18 protein-coding genes are annotated in these 17,001 nt (G+C 72.6%); 8 read left to right on the top strand and 10 right to left on the bottom strand.

All coding sequences use genetic code 11. The annotated features are described in order from the left end of the window. Window positions 1–8: 8 nt before the first annotated feature. Window positions 9–956, bottom strand: coding sequence for an NAD-dependent epimerase/dehydratase family protein (locus tag ACFQQL_RS03455; protein WP_382391280.1), 948 nt, complete (start codon window positions 954–956; stop codon window positions 9–11). Window positions 957–1,087: 131 nt separating this feature from the next. On the opposite strand from ACFQQL_RS03455, the gene ACFQQL_RS03450 reads away from it, so the two are divergent. The 5 genes from ACFQQL_RS03450 to ACFQQL_RS03430 all read left to right on the top strand — a co-directional run bounded on the left by ACFQQL_RS03450 (window position 1,088) and on the right by ACFQQL_RS03430 (window position 4,599). Next, window positions 1,088–1,813 carry a TetR/AcrR family transcriptional regulator gene (locus tag ACFQQL_RS03450; RefSeq protein ID WP_382391278.1) on the top strand — a complete coding sequence of 242 codons (726 nt, stop codon included), beginning with the start codon at window positions 1,088–1,090 and terminating at the stop codon, window positions 1,811–1,813. Between the two features lie 108 nt (window positions 1,814–1,921). Continuing rightward, window positions 1,922–2,143 carry a DUF6458 family protein gene (locus ACFQQL_RS03445; RefSeq protein ID WP_382391276.1) on the top strand — a complete coding sequence of 74 codons (222 nt, stop codon included), beginning with the start codon at window positions 1,922–1,924 and terminating at the stop codon, window positions 2,141–2,143. A gap of 133 nt (window positions 2,144–2,276) precedes the next feature. Next, a complete protein-coding gene (locus ACFQQL_RS03440; RefSeq protein ID WP_382391274.1) occupies window positions 2,277–2,501 on the top strand; it encodes a DUF6458 family protein in 225 nt (74 codons plus the stop codon). A gap of 128 nt (window positions 2,502–2,629) precedes the next feature. Then, on the top strand, window positions 2,630–3,733 hold the full coding sequence (locus ACFQQL_RS03435) for an App1 family protein (protein WP_382391272.1): 1,104 nt from the start codon (window positions 2,630–2,632) through the stop codon (window positions 3,731–3,733). Window positions 3,734–3,924: 191 nt separating this feature from the next. Then, complete coding sequence (locus tag ACFQQL_RS03430; protein ID WP_382393772.1) at window positions 3,925–4,599, top strand: VIT1/CCC1 transporter family protein; 675 nt, start codon at window positions 3,925–3,927, stop codon at window positions 4,597–4,599. Between the two features lie 48 nt (window positions 4,600–4,647). Here the strand turns inward: ACFQQL_RS03430 and ACFQQL_RS03425 are convergent, their stop codons facing one another. From ACFQQL_RS03425 to ACFQQL_RS03415, 3 genes are all read right to left on the bottom strand, one after another. Continuing rightward, on the bottom strand, window positions 4,648–6,240 hold the full coding sequence (locus ACFQQL_RS03425) for a S49 family peptidase (protein WP_382391270.1): 1,593 nt from the start codon (window positions 6,238–6,240) through the stop codon (window positions 4,648–4,650). A gap of 63 nt (window positions 6,241–6,303) precedes the next feature. Then, on the bottom strand, window positions 6,304–7,473 hold the full coding sequence (locus ACFQQL_RS03420) for an endo-1,4-beta-xylanase (protein ID WP_382391268.1): 1,170 nt from the start codon (window positions 7,471–7,473) through the stop codon (window positions 6,304–6,306). Between the two features lie 174 nt (window positions 7,474–7,647). Further along, window positions 7,648–8,607, bottom strand: a complete 960-nt coding sequence (locus ACFQQL_RS03415; protein WP_382393770.1) for a S1C family serine protease — start codon at window positions 8,605–8,607, stop codon at window positions 7,648–7,650. A 162-nt stretch (window positions 8,608–8,769) separates the two neighbouring features. Here ACFQQL_RS03415 and ACFQQL_RS03410 point away from each other — a divergent pair, with 162 nt between their 5' ends. From ACFQQL_RS03410 to ACFQQL_RS03400, 3 genes are all read left to right on the top strand, one after another. Then, window positions 8,770–9,615, top strand: coding sequence for a hypothetical protein (locus tag ACFQQL_RS03410; RefSeq protein WP_382391266.1), 846 nt, complete (start codon window positions 8,770–8,772; stop codon window positions 9,613–9,615). A 39-nt stretch (window positions 9,616–9,654) separates the two neighbouring features. Beyond that, window positions 9,655–10,578: a TIGR03621 family F420-dependent LLM class oxidoreductase gene (locus tag ACFQQL_RS03405; RefSeq protein WP_382391264.1), complete on the top strand. Its 924-nt coding sequence runs from the start codon at window positions 9,655–9,657 to the stop codon at window positions 10,576–10,578. Between the two features lie 116 nt (window positions 10,579–10,694). After that, window positions 10,695–10,844: a hypothetical protein gene (locus ACFQQL_RS03400; RefSeq protein ID WP_382391262.1), complete on the top strand. Its 150-nt coding sequence runs from the start codon at window positions 10,695–10,697 to the stop codon at window positions 10,842–10,844. A 78-nt stretch (window positions 10,845–10,922) separates the two neighbouring features. On the opposite strand, the gene ACFQQL_RS03395 is transcribed toward ACFQQL_RS03400, so the two are convergent. From ACFQQL_RS03395 to ACFQQL_RS03370, 6 genes are all read right to left on the bottom strand, one after another. Further along, window positions 10,923–12,026, bottom strand: coding sequence for a dipeptidase (locus ACFQQL_RS03395; RefSeq protein ID WP_382391260.1), 1,104 nt, complete (start codon window positions 12,024–12,026; stop codon window positions 10,923–10,925). 25 nt (window positions 12,027–12,051) lie between these two features. Beyond that, the gene (locus tag ACFQQL_RS03390) at window positions 12,052–13,035 is read right to left on the bottom strand and encodes a hypothetical protein (protein ID WP_382391258.1); all 984 of its coding nucleotides are present in this window, start codon (window positions 13,033–13,035) and stop codon (window positions 12,052–12,054) included. A gap of 127 nt (window positions 13,036–13,162) precedes the next feature. Beyond that, entirely contained in the window at window positions 13,163–13,921 is a 759-nt protein-coding gene (locus ACFQQL_RS03385; RefSeq protein ID WP_382391256.1) for an SDR family NAD(P)-dependent oxidoreductase, read from the bottom strand. Between the two features lie 12 nt (window positions 13,922–13,933). Next, window positions 13,934–15,208: a TRAP transporter large permease gene (locus ACFQQL_RS03380; RefSeq protein ID WP_382391254.1), complete on the bottom strand. Its 1,275-nt coding sequence runs from the start codon at window positions 15,206–15,208 to the stop codon at window positions 13,934–13,936. After that, window positions 15,205–15,774 (bottom strand): TRAP transporter small permease, encoded by a 570-nt coding sequence (locus tag ACFQQL_RS03375; protein WP_382391252.1) that lies wholly within the window; start codon window positions 15,772–15,774, stop codon window positions 15,205–15,207. Before ACFQQL_RS03375 ends, ACFQQL_RS03380 begins: the two co-directional genes overlap by 4 nt. Then, window positions 15,771–16,751, bottom strand: a complete 981-nt coding sequence (locus ACFQQL_RS03370) for a C4-dicarboxylate TRAP transporter substrate-binding protein (RefSeq protein ID WP_382391250.1) — start codon at window positions 16,749–16,751, stop codon at window positions 15,771–15,773. Before ACFQQL_RS03370 ends, ACFQQL_RS03375 begins: the two co-directional genes overlap by 4 nt. Window positions 16,752–17,001 lie beyond the last annotated feature (250 nt).

The raw sequence follows: 17,001 nt of genomic DNA, 5'->3' as shown, positions 1-17,001 counted from the left end.
CCCGCCGGTCAACCGGTGACGACCGCCGACCGCCCGGTCAGTGCCGCGGCCGTCTCGGCCACGACCTCGTCCCACGGTGTCGCCTCGACGCCGAAAGTCCGGGTCGTCTCCGCCGCGTCGAGGACGTACGGCCGGTCCCACTGGTACAGCAGGTCGCCGATCTCGCGCATCAGCGGCACGACCGGGTAGCTCAGCCGGAGCAGTGGTCGCGGGATCCGGATCATCCACGGCCGGCGGGCACCGGCCGCCGCGGCGATGTCGCCGATCACCTCCCGCACGGTGCGGGTCGGCGGGGAGGGCACGTGCCAGGCCTGACCCCAGGAACGCTCGTCGAGTGCCACGGCGGCGAGGGTGCGGGCGACGTCGGGGACGTAGGTGAAGGTGTGTGGCACGTCCGGCGGCCCGAAGGTGAGTACCGGCCTGCCCCGCACGGCCTGGGTGGCATACAGCACCGCCATGCTGTTCATCGGCTCGATCGCACCGACGTAGTCGGCCGCCCGGACCTCGGCGACCCGGACGGCGCCGGCCCGGTGGCGGGCGACCGCGTCCGCCCACATGCGCGCGCGGAGCCGGCCCTTGTGGTCGGTGGCGGCGAGCGGCAGATCACGGGTCATCGGCCCGGGCACCGGGCCGTAGCCGTACAGGTTCCCGGTGATCGCCAGGACGGCGCCAGTGGCTTCCGCGGCCTCGAGGATCGATGCTGCCAGCGGCGGCCAGTGCTCCTCCCAGCTGGTGTAGGAGGGCGGGTTCGCACAGTTGTAGAGGACGGTCGCGCCGCGGGTCTGCGCCGTCAGGCTCGCCGGGTCGGCAGCATCCACACGTACCCGCGTGATGCGGGGATGGTCGGGACCGCGCCCGGAGCGGGTCAGGATGCGGACGTCGTGCCCGGCGTCGGCGAGCTGCAGGGCGAGCGTGCTCCCCACGGGACCGGCTCCGACGATGACGTGCAGCGACATGGCGACCTCCGGATGCGAGATGTGTGAACACTGTTCTTTTTCGTGATCAGCGTTCCATCTGGAGTCGACCTGCGTCAAGAGCACTGTTCACGTTCCGTATCAGTGATCCGTCCTGTGGCACACTCGGCCGCATGCCTGGGATCCGTGAACGCGTCCGTGCCGAGCTCGTCGCCGAGATCGTCGAGGTGGCCCGCCGGCACCTGGCCGACCACGGCGCGGGCGGGCTGTCCGTGCGCGCCGTGACCCGCGAGCTCGGTATGGCGCCGTCCGCGGTCTACCGCTACTTCCCGAACCGGGACGCGCTGCTGACCGCGCTGATCATCTCGGCGTACGAGGGCCTCGGTGCCGCCGCGCGCGAGGCCGAGTCGGGGATGGGCCACGACGACCATCTGGGCCGCTGGCGCGCCGTCTTCCGCGCCGTTCGCGCGTGGGCGCTGGCGCATCGGCACGAGTACGCCCTCATCTACGGCACGCCCGTGCCGGGCTACGTCGCCCCCGACGACACGGTGGTGCCGGCGTCAGGGGTGACGCTCCTGCTGGCCGGGATCGCCACCGACGCCGCTGCGGGTCCCGGCCTCACCGAGCACGGGTCCGTGCCGGTCCCGCCGGATCTCCAGGCGGACGTCGACGCCCGGATCGCCGACGTGGTCCGGACGATGGCCCCGGAGCAGACCGCGTCACTGCGCAGGCTGCGTCCGGAGACGGTGCTGGCCGTCATCGACGCCTGGACCGCCCTGTTCGGCGCCGTCAGCTTCGAGCTCTTCGGGCACTACCACCGGGTCATCGAGGCGCGCGAGGCGCATATCGAGCACCTCGCGCGGACCACCGCCCGCTCGGTCGGCATCCCGGGGGCCTGAGCACGGCGCCGTCCTCGACATGCGGACAGGCCCGAGCGGGTTCACACTGGCGGGGACCCGCGGGCCGGCATGCTCCCGGCCGGCGTTCCGACGAGAGGAGCCGGACACATGGGTATCGGCGCAGGGATCTTCCTCATCGTGGTCGGCGCGATCCTCGCCTTCGCCGTGGCGGACAGCGTCGAGGGTGTCGACCTGGTCATGATCGGCTACATCTGCATGGGCGCCGGGGTGCTGGCGCTCATCATCGGGCTGATCCTCAACGCGATGCGTTCGCGCACCCGGCACACCGAGCGTGTCGAACGTCGCGACCACCCTGGTGACGCCGTCTGAGACAACGGCGGGACCGCCACGCCCCCGCGTCCAGGGCCACCCGCGGGTGGGCCGGACTTGCCGCGCCGCCCTCGGAGTGGGCAGGCTCTGGGACAGCCCGCGACGGTCGCGGGGGCGGAAGAGGGTGAACGGCATGGGGATCGGCGGCGGCATCTTCCTGATCGTGGTGGGCGCGATACTCGCGTTCGCCGTCACCGCGGAGGTCCCGTACGTCGATCTGACGACGATCGGCTACATCTGCATGGTCGCCGGGGCCGTCGCGCTGGTGATCGCGCTCATCGTGAACAAGCAGCGGTCGAACACGAAGCACACGTACGTGGAGCGGCGCGACGACCCGCGGCACGACACCCGGTACTGAGCCACGGTCCGTCGACGCCGCCGGGTGGACGCCGGCGCGGGTCCGGTGACCCGCCGGGGTCGCCGTCGGACGGTGACGCCCCGGCACTGCGACGACGTGCGACCGCGTGGTGTCGATAGCGTGGACCCATGGGACTCTCCCGCGCGGTCAGCGCAGCCGAGGACGCCATCAACCGCCGGAGCGTCGTGTACCTGCGCCGCCGTGGCTGGCGGCCCCGGATCATCGGGCTGACCGGCTACGGCTCGGTCCGCAGCCTGCACGTCCTCGGGCGGGTGATCATGGCCGACCCGGAGGCCGACACCGAGGATCACGAGGTGGGCGAGGACGCACCGGAGCCACCCATCAGTCCCTTGGACGTCGCCGCCGAGGCCCAGCGTGGCTGGCGGTCGTTCTTCACCGCGCAGGTCGGCTTCCTGCCGGTCACGGTCCGGGCCGGTGACCAGACCCTGCGGACCACCACCGACCGCGGCGGGTACATCGACGTCATGGTTCGCGACCACGGGCTGGAGCCGGGATGGCACGAGGTCGAGATCGAGGCGGTCGCGGCCCGGCCGGTGACCGCGAAGGTCCTCGTCGTGGACCCGACCGTGCGCACCGGGATCGTCTCGGACATCGACGACACGATCATGGTGACGATGCTGCCTCGCATGCTCATCGCGGCGTGGAACACGTTCGTGCGGCACACCTCGGCGCGCAAGGCCGTGCCCGGCATGGCACAGCTGTACCGCACGCTCCTCGACGGGCAGGGGGACGCCCCGGTCTTCTACCTCTCGACCGGCGCGTGGAACACCGTGCCCACTCTCCGGCGCTTCATGCGGACCCACGGCTACCCGGAGGGTCCGATGCTCATGACCGACTGGGGGCCGACGCCGACGGGACTGTTCCGTTCCGGCGTCGAGCACAAGCGGACGCAGCTGCGGAACCTGCTCATCACCTTCCCGGAGATCCGCTGGGTCCTCGTCGGTGACGACGGCCAGCACGACCCGATGGTCTACGACGAGCTCGCCCGCGAGCACCCCCGGCACATCTCCGCGATCGCGATCCGCCAGCTCTCGCCGGCGGAGCAGGTGCTCGCGCACGGCACCCCGGAAGCCATCGAGCAGCCGCCCGCGAGGCGCAACGCGACCGCGGAGCACGGCGTCCCGACCGTCCAGGGCCGCGACGGCCATGCGCTCGCGACGCTGCTTCCGGAGGTCATCGCGGAGCGCCGCGAACGGATGGTCTCGCGCTGACACAGCCCTGCCGCACGGCGGTCGAGGCAGCCACGAACCGCGTGATTCCGCGGGAAAGGCATGCCTTTCCTTCGTTGTGGGACGGCCCCGGGCGGCCTACATTCGACGACGTGGGCATCCTCGCGTCCGGCCGCGCGGAGACCTCTGGCGAGGCTCCGCGGAGGGGCCGACGCGACCGCGGACCGGTCGGCCTGGAGCAGCGGCTCAACGCCCTGCGCGCGGGTGTCCTCGGCGCCAACGACGGAATCGTGTCGGTGGCGGCGGTCGTCGTCGGCGTCGCCGGGGCGACGACCCAGACGGGCCCGATCGCGACGGCGGGCCTGGCCGCCGCGCTGGGCGGTGCGGTGTCGATGGCCCTCGGCGAGTACGTCTCGGTCAGCAGCCAGCGGGACAGCGAGCGGCACCTGGTGACCCGGGAGCGTCGTGCCCTCGCGGCCGATCCGCAGGGGCAGGTCGACTCGCTCGCCCGGCTGTACGAGACGCGGGGGCTCACCCCGCGGACCGCGCGCGCCGTGGCCGTCGAGGCGACGGCGGTCGACCCGCTCGCCGCGGTGGTGCGGGCCCGGCACAACATCGACCTCGAGGACGTCGTGAGCCCGTGGCACGCCGCGTTCGCCTCGTTCGGCTCGTTCGTGGTCGGTGCCGTGCTGCCGCTGCTCGCGATCCTGCTGCCCCCGCCGGAGGCGCGGGTCCCCGTCACCTTCGCCGCCACGCTGCTGGCGCTCGCCCTGACCGGGGCGGTCGCGGCGGGCATCGGAGGCGGCAGCCGCCGGCACGCCGCCCTGCGGGTCGTGGCCGGAGGTGCCCTGGCGCTGGCCGTGACCTACCTGGTCGGCTTCCTGCTCGGCACCTCCGGCGTCGTCTGACCCTTGCCGCGACTCGTCACTTCTGTACTGAGTGGTCGCGGGGTGGGGTCAGCGGATGGTGAGGTGGTGGTCAAGCCAGGTGAGGACGGTCTCGGTGCCGAAGGGCCAGTAGCCGCCGAGCGTGCCGGCCGCGTCCTTGCCGAACGTCGGGGTGCCGGGAAGCTGGAAGCCGGTGGAGACGGCCGAGACGGGCGCATCCTCGGCGAGGCCACCCAGCCGGCGGGCGGCCACCAGCCCGGCCTCCAGGTCCCCCAGCTCGTCGACGAGGCCGATCTCGTGCGCCGCGGCGCCGCTCCAGATCCGGCCGCGGCCGATCTCGTCCACGCGCTCGGCGGACAGGCCCCGGCCGGTGGCGACCCGGTCCACGAACCGCGCGTAGACCTCCTCCATCATCCGTTCCGCCCAGGTCCGGTCCGCCTCGGAGAACGGCCGGTGCGGGCTGCCGAAGAGCGCCTGCTCGCGGCCCACGGACTCCGGCCTGAGCCCGTGCCGCTCGTCCAGCTCGGCCAGCACCGGCTTGCCCACGACCACCCCGATGCTGCCGGTGATCGTGTACGGGTCGGCCACCACGTGGTCGGCCTGGGCGAGCACGTAGTAGCCGCCCGACCCGGCGACCTCGCCCATGACGGCGACCACCGGCGTCGAGCAGCGGGCGACGGCCCGCCCGATGAGGTCCGAGGCGAGCGCGGACCCGCCGCCGGAGTCGACGTACAGGACGATCGCGCGGACGTGCTCGTCGCGGTCCGCCTTCCGCAGTGCGGCCACGACCGTGTCCGACCCGGCGGTCGGCCCGGGCAGCAAGGGCACGGGCGGCAGGCCCCGTGAGCGGCCGGGGACGATCGGGCCCTGGACGGTCACGACCGCGATGTGGTCGGCCTTCTTGCCGCGCCGGGCCCCGCGGAGGTCGGGCAGCAGCAGCTCGAGCGTCCGCGGCCAGCTCGGCTCGACCGTGGTGACGAGCTCGTCGTCGTAGGCGATGCGGGTGATCAGCCCCAGCTCGGCGAGCTGCCGCGCGCTCGTGATGCCGGCATCCAGCACGGCGCCGTCACGGCCCCGGGGTGCGGCGACGTCCGCCACCCACGTGCGCTCCGCCGAGTCGAGATACGCGGTGAGCTGCTCGCGCTGGTAGTCGTCCATCTGCGCCTCGGAGAACTGCGTCAGCGCGGACTTGTACTCGCGGATCCGGAGGTTCTCGAACCCGATGCCGTGCCGGGACAGGAACGCGCCGAAGAAGACCTGCTCGGCGGCGAACCCGGGCAGCTGGACCTCGGCGGACTCGGGGGCGACCACCTCGGCGAGCGTCGCCGTGGTCAGCAGGCTGCGCATCGAGACCTGCGGCAGGTAGCCGATCACCCGCTTGCGCGCGGCGAGCCGGCCGAGCGCGAGCCCGATCCGGCGGGAGGTCGCCAGACCGGTCTTGAGATCGCCGACCCGCACGACGACGCCGCGTAGCCACTCCGCGTCCGCGAGCTTCTCGAGCCGCTCGACCAGCCCCTCGAAGGACTCGCCCCGGCGAACCACCGCCTGCACCGGGTCGGTGGACCGGTACGTCGGGTACTCGCCGTGCAGGTCGAGGATCACCCAGTCCGGTCCGGCTGAGTCCTTGTCGACGGCGAGGCGAACCTTCTCGAGGAGTCCCATGACCCGACTCTAGGGTCCGGCCGGTGCGATCCGTCCAGGTTTCTGGTGGGGGCAGCCCCGGCCTCAGCTCAGCAGCGCGCGGCACTCCGCATAGGCCGGGTGGTGGGCGAACCGCTGCGCGCCGCCCGGGCTGGCCTCGGCGAGGGTGCGCTGCAGCGCGCAGTACGCAGGCTTCCGCTCCAGGTCCTCGGTCCAGGGGGTCGCGGATCCCTGCCCGGCGAAGGTGTGCGGCACCCAGGAGTACAGGTCGCTCGCGCCCCACAGGGTGAAGGACTCGCAGCTGTCGACGGCGAGGCACGCCTCCAGCACGGCACTGAACCGGCGGGCCTGCTCCGCCACCTGCTCGGCGGTCGGGACGCCGTCCTCGCCGAGCTCCATCCGGATGTCCAGCTCGGTGATGGCGGTGACCAGGCCGAGGTCGCCGAAGCGCTCGAGGTTCTGCTGCAGGCCCGGGTCGAACCCGTACTGCAGTCCCAGGTGCGCCTGGTGGCCCATGCCGTGGATCGGGACGCCGTCGGCGAGGAGGTCCTGGACGAGGGCGTAGTAGGCGTCCGACTTCGCGTTGATCCCCTCGACGTTGTAGTCGTTGAGGAACAGCTCGGCGCTCGGGTCGGCCTCGTGGGCCCACCGGAAGGCGTCGGCGACGATGCCCGGACCGAGCTCCCGCAGCCAGATGTTCTCCTGCGCGCGCAGGTTGCCGGAGTCGTCGAAGATCTCGTTGGCGACCTCCCACTGGTCGATCTGACCGGCGTAGCGGCCCACGACCGTGCGGATGTGGTCGCGGAGGATGGCGCGCAGCTCGGCGGCGGTGAAGTCGCCCTCCTCCAGCCACGCCGGGTTCTGGTTGTGCCAGAGGAGGGTGTGGCCGCGCACGTCCTGGCCGTTCTGCTCGGCGAACTCCACGATCGCGTCGGCCGCCTCGAAGTCGTAGACGTCCGGCTCGGGGTGGACGAAGTCCCACTTGAGCTGGTTCTCGGGGGTGAGCGAGGTGAACTCGTTCGCGAGCAGCTCGCGGTACTCGGTGTCGAAGAAGAACGGGTCCGGGTACTCCTGGTTCTCGTGGTGCCCTCCCCCGGCGACGGCGGCCCCCACCTCGAGCCCCGGCGGAGCCAGCCACGCGAGCGTGTCCTGCTTGGCGAGTCCCGGCGGCTGCGCCGAGGCCGGTGCCGCGCAGGCGAGCATCCCGGTCGCGGCCCCGACGGCGATCATTGCCGTCACGGTTCGTGTGCGCATGTCTGCCTCCCCGGCGCCGAGACCGTTCTCGGACCGCCTCGTCCACGGGCCCGACCGAGCGCCGTCGCCCGGTTTCGCCCTACGCCACAACAAACCCGACACTACGGAGCGGCCGACGGACGGACAACCGATGTCGAACCGAAAGAGTTTCGGCCCTCCCGCGCTCGGCTCGCGTCAGCTCAGCTCGGTCGGCACCGCGACGACGTCCACCATCGCGCCGTTGCGCAGCACGGTGACGGGCAGCGGGCTGCCGATCGCGTCGCCGAACAGCTGACGCTGCACCCCCTGGGCGTCCTCCACCGGCTGCCGGCCGACCTCGAGCACCAGGTCACCGGCGCGCAGGCCCGCGTGGTCGGCCGGGCTGCCCGCGACGACCTGCGCGAGGCGCAGGCCGTTGCTGCGCTGGTACCGCTCGGCGACGTCGGAGGGCACGGGTGCGGGCGCGCCGACGATGCCGAGGTAGGCCCGGCGGACCCGTCCGTCCTCGAGCAGCGTCGTCAGGATGTGCCGGGTCGTCCGGTTGACCGGGACCGCCAGGCCCAGCCCGACGCCGGCGACCGCGGTGCTGATGCCGACGACGCGGGCGCGGTGGTCGGCGAGCGCCCCGCCCGAGTTCCCGGGGTTGAGCGCGGCGTCGACCTGGATGACGTCCTCCACCACCCGGCCGGCCCTGCCGCTGCGGGTGGGCAGGGCGCGGCCGAGGGCGCTGACCACGCCCGCGGTCACCGAGCCGATGAGGCCGAGCGGGTTGCCGACCGCGACCACGAGCTGGCCGACGACGAGGCCGTCCGCGTCACCGAGCCGGACCGGGGCGGGAAGCTCGGCGGGTTCGGGCGCCCGGAGCACGGCAAGGTCCGAGAGCGGGTCGCTGCCGGCGACGACGACGGCGACCTCGGTGCCGTCCACGAACGACGCCGTGCCGCGGCGCGAGCGACCGACGACGTGCGCGTTCGTGACCAGCACGGTGCTCGCCGTCGTCCGGGCCGGATGGTCGGGGGACGGATCGCGCAGCGCACCGCCGTCGACCACGACCGCGGACCCGCTGCCCGTGCCGAGGCGGACGGCGGCGACCTTGCCGGTCACCTCGGCGGCAACCGCGCTCACGGTGCGGGAGTAGGAGTCCATCTCCTCCATGCGCACCTCCCGGTGCTCCTCGTGCGGCCCGCCGGCTCTGCGTCCGCGCGCCGCTCAGCCCTGCCAGGCACAACCACGGCGGGCGGCCGGACCTTCCGGGTCGGCCCGCATGGGCAGCCCTGCCCCTCGCCGGACGGCCGATCCCGGGACAGACTTGCGCCCATGCCCGCCTCCTCCGCCGTCCGGTCCCGCGCGGCCGTCGTCCTGCTGCTCGGGGTGACCCTTGCGGCTGCCGCGTGGGGCGGCTGGACCGAGGCGAGCTACCACCTCGAACGGCAGATCTCCGAATGGCCGGTCCGCATGCTCGCGGGCATGCTCGGCGTGCCCTACGCGCTCGCCGGGGCGATGCTGCTGTGGCGGCGCGCCGCGGACCGCGTGGGCTGGTTGCTGCTGCTCTTCGGCGTGACCATGCAGCTGGCCAGGACCGAGACCTCGCTCGCGATGCTCCGTGAACCGACCAGCGGCGACGCCATCGACGTGTGGGAGCAACGTCCGTTCGGCCCGCCGTTGACGGCGCTGGTCACCGTGGTCACGCTCGTGGTCCTCGGGCTGCTGCCCTACCTCGTCGCGACGGCGCCGCGGCGGTACCGGTGGCACCCGGTCCTGGTCCGCGGCGCGCCGGTGGTGCTGGCGGCCGGCTCGCTGCTGCTGACCGTGCAGTTCATGGCCTCCTCGATCGACGCCACGTGGGACTCCCCGATCGAGGGCGGCACGATGGACCAGCCGGCGTGGATCGTGTGGGGCCCGGCGGTCGTCTACCTGGTCGGGCTCCTCACCTGCTGGGTCCTGCTGCTCGCCCGCCTCGTCCGAGGGCCGCGCCGCGGGTGCCCCGCGCTCGTGCTGCTCGCCGGCGCCGTCGCCCTCGTGCCGCAGTGGTCGGGCAGCGAGGTTCTCGTCCTCCTCGGCCTCACCGCCGCACCGTTCCTGGTCCTGTTGGCTCGGCTGCGTGACGTGCGGACCCGGCGGCGCCGGGAGCGTCCGGCCACGTCCGCTGCCCGCAGCAGATAGGCGTTGCCCCGCGTCGCGGGCAGGAGCAGGCTGGACGGCATGGTCTCCGTCGCCGTCCAGGCCGCCCCGCGTGGGTCCGGCGAGTGGCTGGACCTCGCCCGGACGGTCGAGGAGTCGGGGTTCGACACCCTCTACGCGGCGGACCATCCCGGCGCCACGCCGGCGCCGTTCGTGACGCTGGCGGCGGCCTCAGCCGTGACGCGGACGTTGCGGCTCGGTACGTACGTCGTCAACGCCGGCGTCCGAGAGCCGCATCAGATCGCCGTCGACGCCGCCACGCTCGACGTCGTCTCCGGCGGCCGGGCGGTCCTCGGCATCGGGGCGGGCCACACGCCCGCGGAGTGGCAGGCCGTCGGCCGGGACCGGCCCGGGGTGGCGGGCCGGGTGGCACGGTGCGAGGCGGTCGCCCTGGCCGTCCGGGACCTGCTGCGCGGCGAGGAGGTCACGGCCCGTGGGCCGCACGTGAGCATGACGGGCCGGCTGACGAACCCGAGACCGATCCAGGACCCGCTGCCGCTGCTGGTGGGCACCTCCAACTCCCGGCTGCTGCGGTTCGCCGGCGAGCACGCGGACGTGGTGGGGCTCGCGGGGCTGGGCCGGACGCTGCCGGACGGGCACCAGCACGAGGTGCGCTGGACGCCGGAGGTGGTCGACGAGCAGGTGGCCCTGGTCGAGGAGGGCGCCCGCGCGGCCGGGCGGGATCGTCCGCAGCTCGAGGCACTCGTCCAGCTGGTCGCCGTCACCGACGACGTCGACGGCGCGACCGCCGAGGTGGCCGAGCAGACCGGGATTGCCGCGGACCGGCTCCTCGAGGTGCCGTATGTGCTCGCCGGCACCGAGGACGAGATCGTGGGACGGATCGAGCAGCACCACCGACGCTGGGGCATCACCCGATTCGTCGTGCGCCGCGACGCCGTCGACGTCCTGGCACCGCTGCTGCCGCGTCTGGCGGCGATCGGCTGACAGTCCGCGATCGGCCGACGGCCGCAATCCGCCGCCGGGCGGCGCGTCCTTCCATCGCATGTCGTCCCCCGGGGCAACCATGGAGGTGGCAGCGCACGACCGGGAGGGAGACCGACATGGCAGTCACCAGCCCCGAGACCCAGCCGGCGGTCGAGAAGGATCCCTACGCGGACGTCACGGTCTGGTGCACGGACGTGGAGGGCCCGGCAGACGTCGTCGACGGCTTCTGCGCGGCCTGCGGCGCCTGGGACCACGACACCTTCTGACCGCCGGGCCCTGAGCGCGCTTCGCCCGGAAACTTCGTCTGGATCATTGAGACGTTCTTTTCAGACGGGCAGCTGCCGTCAGAGCGCCTCGGTCGCCGCGTCCTCGGCGTCGCGCATGACCCGCAGGACGTTCTCACCCGCGAGCGCGGCGAGGTCGGAGCGGGACCAGCCCCGCTCGGCAAGGGCCTCGAGGAGGCGGGGGTAGCCGGAGACGTCCTCCAGGCCCTCGGGCAGCCAGTCGGTGCCGTCGTAGTCGCCACCCAGGCCGATGTGGTCGATGCCGGCCACCTCGCGGGCGTGCTCGACGTGGACGACGACGTCCTCCAGCCGCACCCGCGGCCGTGGGTGGGCCGCCTCCCACTCCGCGACCGCTACTGCGGTCGCGCCCGTCTCCACCTCGCGGCGCGCCGCGACCCAGTCCGCCGCGGCGTTCGAGACGAACTTCGGCACGAAGGTCACCTGGAGCACCCCGCCGTTGCGGGCGAGCACCTCGAGCGCCGCGTCCGATGCGTTGCGCGGGTGGCCGCAGACGGCGCGGCACGAGGAGTGCGAGTAGATCACCGGCGCCGTCGTGACCTCCAGCGCCGCGAGCTGCGTGGTCTCGGCGGTGTGCGAGAGGTCGACCAGCATGCCGATCCGGTTCATCTCCGCGACCACGGAGCGTCCGAACTCGTTCAGCCCTCCGACGGTCGGGTTGTCCGTCGCCGAGTCGGCCCACGGGGTGTTGTCGTTGTGCGTGAGCGTCATGTAGCGCACGCCCAGCCGGGCCAGCACGCGCAGGGCGCCGAGCGACTCGCCGATCGAGTGGCCGCCCTCGGCGCCGAGCAGGGAGGCGATCCGGCCGCCGCGGAACGCCTCCCGTGCCTGCTCCGCCGTGCGGACGAAGGCGAAGGTGTCCGGGTAGCGGGCGATGAGCCGGTGCGCGGTGTCGACCTGCTCGAGCGTGGCGAGCACCGCGTCCGGCCCGGTGAGGGGCGACGGGACGAACACCGACCAGAACTGGGTCCCGACCCGGCCCGCGCGCAGGCGGGGAAGGTCGGTGTGCAGCTCGGGCCGTGACCCCTCGAGGCCCTCGACGGAGGACTCGGCCGTGGTGCGCAGCGCGTAGGGCAGGTCGTTGTGACCGTCGACGAGCGGAGTGGCCGAGAGGACCGCGTGCACGAGGTCGGCTGGTGCGGGCATGGCGCCCATTCTGCCCGCGGGTGCGTCAGCTCGAGGTGACGGTGAGGACGAAGTAGGCCGGCCAGTACCGGTACTCGGGCCAGATCTCGAGCTCGAGCTCGTCCGGGTCGGTCACGGTGTACGCGAGCGGGAAGGTGATCTGCTCACCAGGCGGCAGCGTGGTGTTGGGCGACCCGGTCAGTCCGGCGCCGCTGTCGAAGTACTCCTGGGCCTGCTGCCCGCCGGAGGTCAGCGAGAAGAAGAAGCCGGGGTTCACGCCCTCGGGGGTGCCGTTGACGACGGTGACGTCGAAGACGAGAACCTCGTCGCCGTCGTCCTCGGTGGGGGCGTCGTTCGTGGGCGCGTCGTCCGAGGGCGTGCCCTCGTCGGCAGCCGGCGCGTCGTCGTCGGACTCCGGCGCTGCGGAACCAGACATCTGGCCCTCCGCGGATCCGGACATCTCGCCGGAGGTCGACGGGCTCTCCTCCGGGTCCTCGCTCCGGAGCTCGCGCGGCGGGTCCACCCGCACCGACAGACCGTTGTCCCACACGTAGGTCTCGCCGAAGCCGACGGCGACCTCGGGCCCCTGGACCTCCTCGGGGGTGCTCGGCGCACCGCCCAGGTCGCCGTCGTCGTCCGGCTCCTCGTCGCCGCCCAACCCGCCGTCGGAGTCGCCACCGCCGTCGGAGTCACCGCCACCGTCGGAGTCGCCACCGCCCGAGCCCTCGCCGTCGTCGGACGGGGACGGCTCGCTGGTGGTCGGCTCCTCGGAGGTCGGCTCCTCAGTGGTCGTCTCCTCGGGGGAGGGCGTCTCCTCGGGCGTCGACGGCTCCTCGCTCGGGGAGCCGGTGCTGTCCGTCGGCTCGTCCGTCGGGCCGCCGGTCGTCCCGTCCGTCGGCTCCTCGGCGGTCGGGCTCTCGGTCGCCGTCGTCGCGCCGTCGGTGGGCTCGGTCCCCCCCGGCCCGAAGCGGCAGGCCGCCAGCACCAGGCATACGAGTGCCAGGGCAGCCAGGGACCGGGTGCGACGCATGGACCTGAGGCTACGTGGCGAAAGGCCCGTTATCACAGGGAGGTGCGACCGTTATCACACGGTTCGCGAGACGGAACGACGGCGGCGCGAAGCACTCTCCACGGCGCGGTACCCCCAACGCCGCAGGTCACATGGTCATGCCGCCGTCGATCACGAGCACCGAGCCGGTCATGAACGATGCCTCGGCGGACGCGGCGTAGGCGATGGCGTGGGCGATCTCCTCGGGCGCGGCGAGGCGGCCGAGCGGCTGGCGGGCGACGAACTGCCGCTCCGTCTCCGCCGGGTCCTGCGCGCCGCGGATCTTCGCCTCGAGGGCCGGGGTGAGCGTGGTCCCGGGGCAGACGCAGTTGACCCGGACACCCTCCCCCACGTGATCCACCGCCATCGACTTGGTCAACGCCACCACGGCGCCCTTGGACGCGGCGTACCCGGCGCGGTCCTTGTGCCCCTTGAGCCCGGCGACGGAAGCCACGTTCACGATGACGCCGCGCGAGTCCCGCAGCGCGGGCAGCGCCGCCCGGGACATCAGCACGGTGCCCTTGACGTTGACCGCGAGCATCCGGTCCAGGTCCGCCTCGGTCGTCGTCTCGACCGTGCCGGGGATGGCCAGGCCCGCGTTGTTGACCAGGACGTCGATCCCGCCGAACGTCGCCACGGCCGTCTCCACCGCCGCCTCGCACGCCGCCGCGTCCTGCACCTCGCCGGCCGCGAGCACCGCGCGTCCGCCGCCGGCCGCAATCGCTTCGACGGTGGCCGGCCCACGGTCGGAGCCCGCGGTCGCGTTGACGACGACGGACGCGCCGTGCCGCGCGAGCAGCAGAGCGGTCGCGCGGCCGATGCCGGCACCCGCACCGGTCACGAGGACCGTCTTGCCGCTGAAGTCCACCTCGCGTCCTTCCTAGTAGATGAGCTCGGGGAGCCACGTGGTCGTGCCCGGCACGAGGATCACGAGCACCACGAGCGCCAGCAGCGCGAGCCAGAGGTAGACGGACTGGCGCAGGTAGGTGGGCACGTCGGTCCGGAACTGCTGGCAGACGATGAGCATGACGATGCCGACGGGCGGCGTCAGCAGGCCGAGGGTGAGCGTCAGCACCATCACGATCCCGAAGTGGATCGGGTCGAGACCGATCATCTCCGCGACGGGGACGAGCATCGTGGTCAGGAGCAGGATGAGGACGGTGGAGTCCATGAACATGCCGACCACGAGCAGGGAGACCACGAGGACCAGCAGGATCACCGTCGGGTTCTCCGAGATGCCGAGCAGGACGTCCATGATCGTCTGCGGCACCCGGTCCCAGGTCAGTGCGTAGCCCCAGCCGCCCGAGAGGGCGATGAGCAGCATGATCATGCCGACGTCGACCACGGTGTCCGACAGTGCGCGACGCAACCGCGCCCAGGTCAGCTCGCGGTAGAACAGGGCCCCGACGACCAGGGCGTAGGCGACGGCGAAGGCGCCGGCCTCGGAGGGGGTGAAGAAGCCGAAGCGGAGCCCGAGGATCAGGATGACCGGGAAGAGCAGCGCCCAGATCGCCCGGACGCCGGTGCGCAGCACCTCGGCCAGCGGCGCCCGCCGGTCCCGCTCGCGCGGGTAGTCGCCGCGCCGCGCGGTGATCGACACCGCGGCCATGATGAGCAGCGTCATGACCACGCCGGGAACGACGCCGGCGACGAACAGCCGGCCGATGGAGACCTCGCCGAGGGTGCCGTACAGGATCAGGCCGGTGCCGGGGGGCACCATCGTCGTGATGATCGCCGAGGTGCCGATGACGCCCGCGGCGAAGCCCGGAGCGTAGTTCTTCGCCATCATGGCCGGGCCGAGCACCCGACCGAACATCGTGGCGTCGCCGATCGCCGAGCTCGTGACGCCGCCCATCATGAACGCCGAGACGGCGTTGACGTGACCGAGGCCTGCCCGCATGTGGCCGGTGAGTGCGGAGGCGAAGTCGAGCAGGCGCCTGGTCAGGCCCGTCTCGTTGAGGCAGTTGCCGGCCAGCACGAACAGCGGGATCGCGAGGATCGCGAAGTTCTGGGTCTGCGTGACGGCCACCTGGGCGGGGATGTTCACGTCCAGGTCCTGGCTGAGGAAGAACACGAACCCGGAGATCCCGATCGCGAACGCGACCGGCATGCCGAGGGCGACGAGGACGAGGAAGACGATCAGCACGAGGGTCATGACGGCGTCCCCTCCCCCTCCGGCGTCGCCCGGCCGCGCATGGCTGCGACGTGGTCACGGATCTTGCGCGCCGTCGTGTAGAGCATGAGGAGGGAGCCGACCGGCACGGCGATGGTGACCCACGTGTAGCTGATGGCCGGCAGTCCGTCGAAGCTGCGGTCGGCGGCGTCGCCGGCCAGCACGACCCCGGTGACGACCAGGGCGACGAGGAAGACGGCGATCAGCACGTAGTTGGCCAGCCGGACCCAGTTCCGCAGGGTCGGCGGCACCCGGTCCACGAGCAGGTCGATGCTCACCATCCGTCCGCGGCGCCAGGTGACGTCGGCGCCGACGAAGACGGCCCACGCGAAGGTGAACGTGGCGAGGTCCACCGTCCAGTTCATCGGCTGCCCTGCGGTCCGGGCGACGGCGGAGAGAAGCACCAGCACGGTCATGAGGACCACGCAGACCTGGGCGAACCGCAGCTCGACCCGTCCCAGCAGGTGGTAGAAGCCGCGGCCGGACCCGTCGTCCTCGGTGGCGCCCCGGCTCGGGCCGCCGTTCTCGCCGTCGGGGACGCTGCTCACTCCCGGCCGATCTCCTGCCAGATCTGGTCCCGCACCTCGGTGAGGCCCAGCTCCTCGTAGGCGGCGTTGCCGGCCTCGCGGAACGCCTCGATGTCGGGGCTCTCGTTGATGGTCATGCCCTCGGCCTCGAGCTGCTCCTTGATCTCGGGGATCTGGTCCTCCATCGCCTGGGAGGTCTCCATGCCGGCCCGGTCGGCCTCCTCCACCAGGGCCCGCTGGTACTCCTCCGGCAGCGAGTTGAACCACTCGGCGCTGACCACCTCGAAGTTGATGAGGAGGATGTGGTTGGTCTCCGTCGCGTGGTCGACCACCTCGAAGAGGTTCCCGCCGGGGATGTTGGCGTAGACCAGCTCGGCGCCGTCGAGGGCGCCCTGCTGGAGGCCGGAGTACACCTCACCGAAGTCCATGGCGACCGGCTCCGCGCCGAGCGCGCGGACGGACTCCTGCCAGATGGGTGCGCCGGGGGTCCGGATCCGCAGCCCGGCCAGGTCCTCGGGGGTGTTGACCTCCTGGTTGGTGAAGAAGTGCCGGTGCGTCTGCACCCAGTTGAACGAGATGACCTTCAGGCCCTGCTCCTCGAGCGCGTCGAGGTGGCCCTGGAGGGTCTCGGACTCGGAGAGCGACTCGACCTCCTCGAGGGTGTCGACGAAGTACGGGCCGTTGACCACGGCGAGCTCCTCGACGTACTGGCCGAGGCGGGCGGCGTCGGTGTTCTGGCCGATGTTCGCCCCGCCCTGGATCTGCTCGATGATGTCCTCCTCGACACCAAGCTGGGCCGAGGGGTAGACCTCGATCGTCAGCCCGCCGTCGGTGCGCTCCTCGACGGCGGAGGCCCAGTCCAGGAACCCCTGGTGGAACGGCTCGCTCTCGGCGAGCACGTGGTTGAAACGGAGGGTGTGGGTCTCGTCCTGGCCGCCGCCTCCGCCACCGCACGCGGCGAGCACGCTGGCCGCCGCGAGTGACGCGATTGATATCATCAAAGTTCGTCTGCGACGCTGCATGATCGTTCTCCTCCATGTGCCCGGGCCGAACGCGTCGCGACCCCGATGGCGCGCTCCGGTGCTTGTGCGCCTGCCGGGGCTCGCCAAGGTCACCACCGACCTGACGCCGTCACCCGTTGTCGATCCGTATGCTGCCACCGCCGCGGACGGACGCACAAGTAATCCCAATGACCGGACGTGCCACCTCGCTTAGCCGCCTCACGCGGCGCGCGGCACCGATACCCTG

This window comes from Georgenia alba (genome assembly GCF_042665525.1).
Lineage (GTDB): Bacteria > Actinomycetota > Actinomycetes > Actinomycetales > Actinomycetaceae > Allobogoriella > Allobogoriella alba.
Note: the sequence above shows the minus strand (reverse complement) of the source record. Positions and strands in the feature narration are given on the sequence as shown.

Excerpts from the sequence above, each read along its gene's own strand:
- ACFQQL_RS03450 (WP_382391278.1), top strand. The coding sequence starts at position 1,088 with ATGCCTGGGATCCGTGAACGCGTCCGTGCCGAGCTCGTCGCCGAGATC.
- ACFQQL_RS03395 (WP_382391260.1), bottom strand. The coding sequence starts at position 12,026 with ATGCCCGCACCAGCCGACCTCGTGCACGCGGTCCTCTCGGCCACTCCG.
- ACFQQL_RS03405 (WP_382391264.1), top strand. The coding sequence starts at position 9,655 with ATGGTCTCCGTCGCCGTCCAGGCCGCCCCGCGTGGGTCCGGCGAGTGG.
- ACFQQL_RS03455 (WP_382391280.1), bottom strand. The coding sequence starts at position 956 with ATGTCGCTGCACGTCATCGTCGGAGCCGGTCCCGTGGGGAGCACGCTC.
- ACFQQL_RS03380 (WP_382391254.1), bottom strand. The coding sequence starts at position 15,208 with ATGACCCTCGTGCTGATCGTCTTCCTCGTCCTCGTCGCCCTCGGCATG.
- ACFQQL_RS03440 (WP_382391274.1), top strand. The coding sequence starts at position 2,277 with ATGGGGATCGGCGGCGGCATCTTCCTGATCGTGGTGGGCGCGATACTC.
- ACFQQL_RS03410 (WP_382391266.1), top strand. The coding sequence starts at position 8,770 with ATGCCCGCCTCCTCCGCCGTCCGGTCCCGCGCGGCCGTCGTCCTGCTG.
- ACFQQL_RS03415 (WP_382393770.1), bottom strand. The coding sequence starts at position 8,607 with ATGGAGGAGATGGACTCCTACTCCCGCACCGTGAGCGCGGTTGCCGCC.
- ACFQQL_RS03435 (WP_382391272.1), top strand. The coding sequence starts at position 2,630 with ATGGGACTCTCCCGCGCGGTCAGCGCAGCCGAGGACGCCATCAACCGC.
- ACFQQL_RS03420 (WP_382391268.1), bottom strand. The coding sequence starts at position 7,473 with ATGCGCACACGAACCGTGACGGCAATGATCGCCGTCGGGGCCGCGACC.
- ACFQQL_RS03370 (WP_382391250.1), bottom strand. The coding sequence starts at position 16,751 with ATGATATCAATCGCGTCACTCGCGGCGGCCAGCGTGCTCGCCGCGTGC.
- ACFQQL_RS03445 (WP_382391276.1), top strand. The coding sequence starts at position 1,922 with ATGGGTATCGGCGCAGGGATCTTCCTCATCGTGGTCGGCGCGATCCTC.
- ACFQQL_RS03390 (WP_382391258.1), bottom strand. The coding sequence starts at position 13,035 with ATGCGTCGCACCCGGTCCCTGGCTGCCCTGGCACTCGTATGCCTGGTG.
- ACFQQL_RS03425 (WP_382391270.1), bottom strand. The coding sequence starts at position 6,240 with ATGGGACTCCTCGAGAAGGTTCGCCTCGCCGTCGACAAGGACTCAGCC.
- ACFQQL_RS03400 (WP_382391262.1), top strand. The coding sequence starts at position 10,695 with ATGGCAGTCACCAGCCCCGAGACCCAGCCGGCGGTCGAGAAGGATCCC.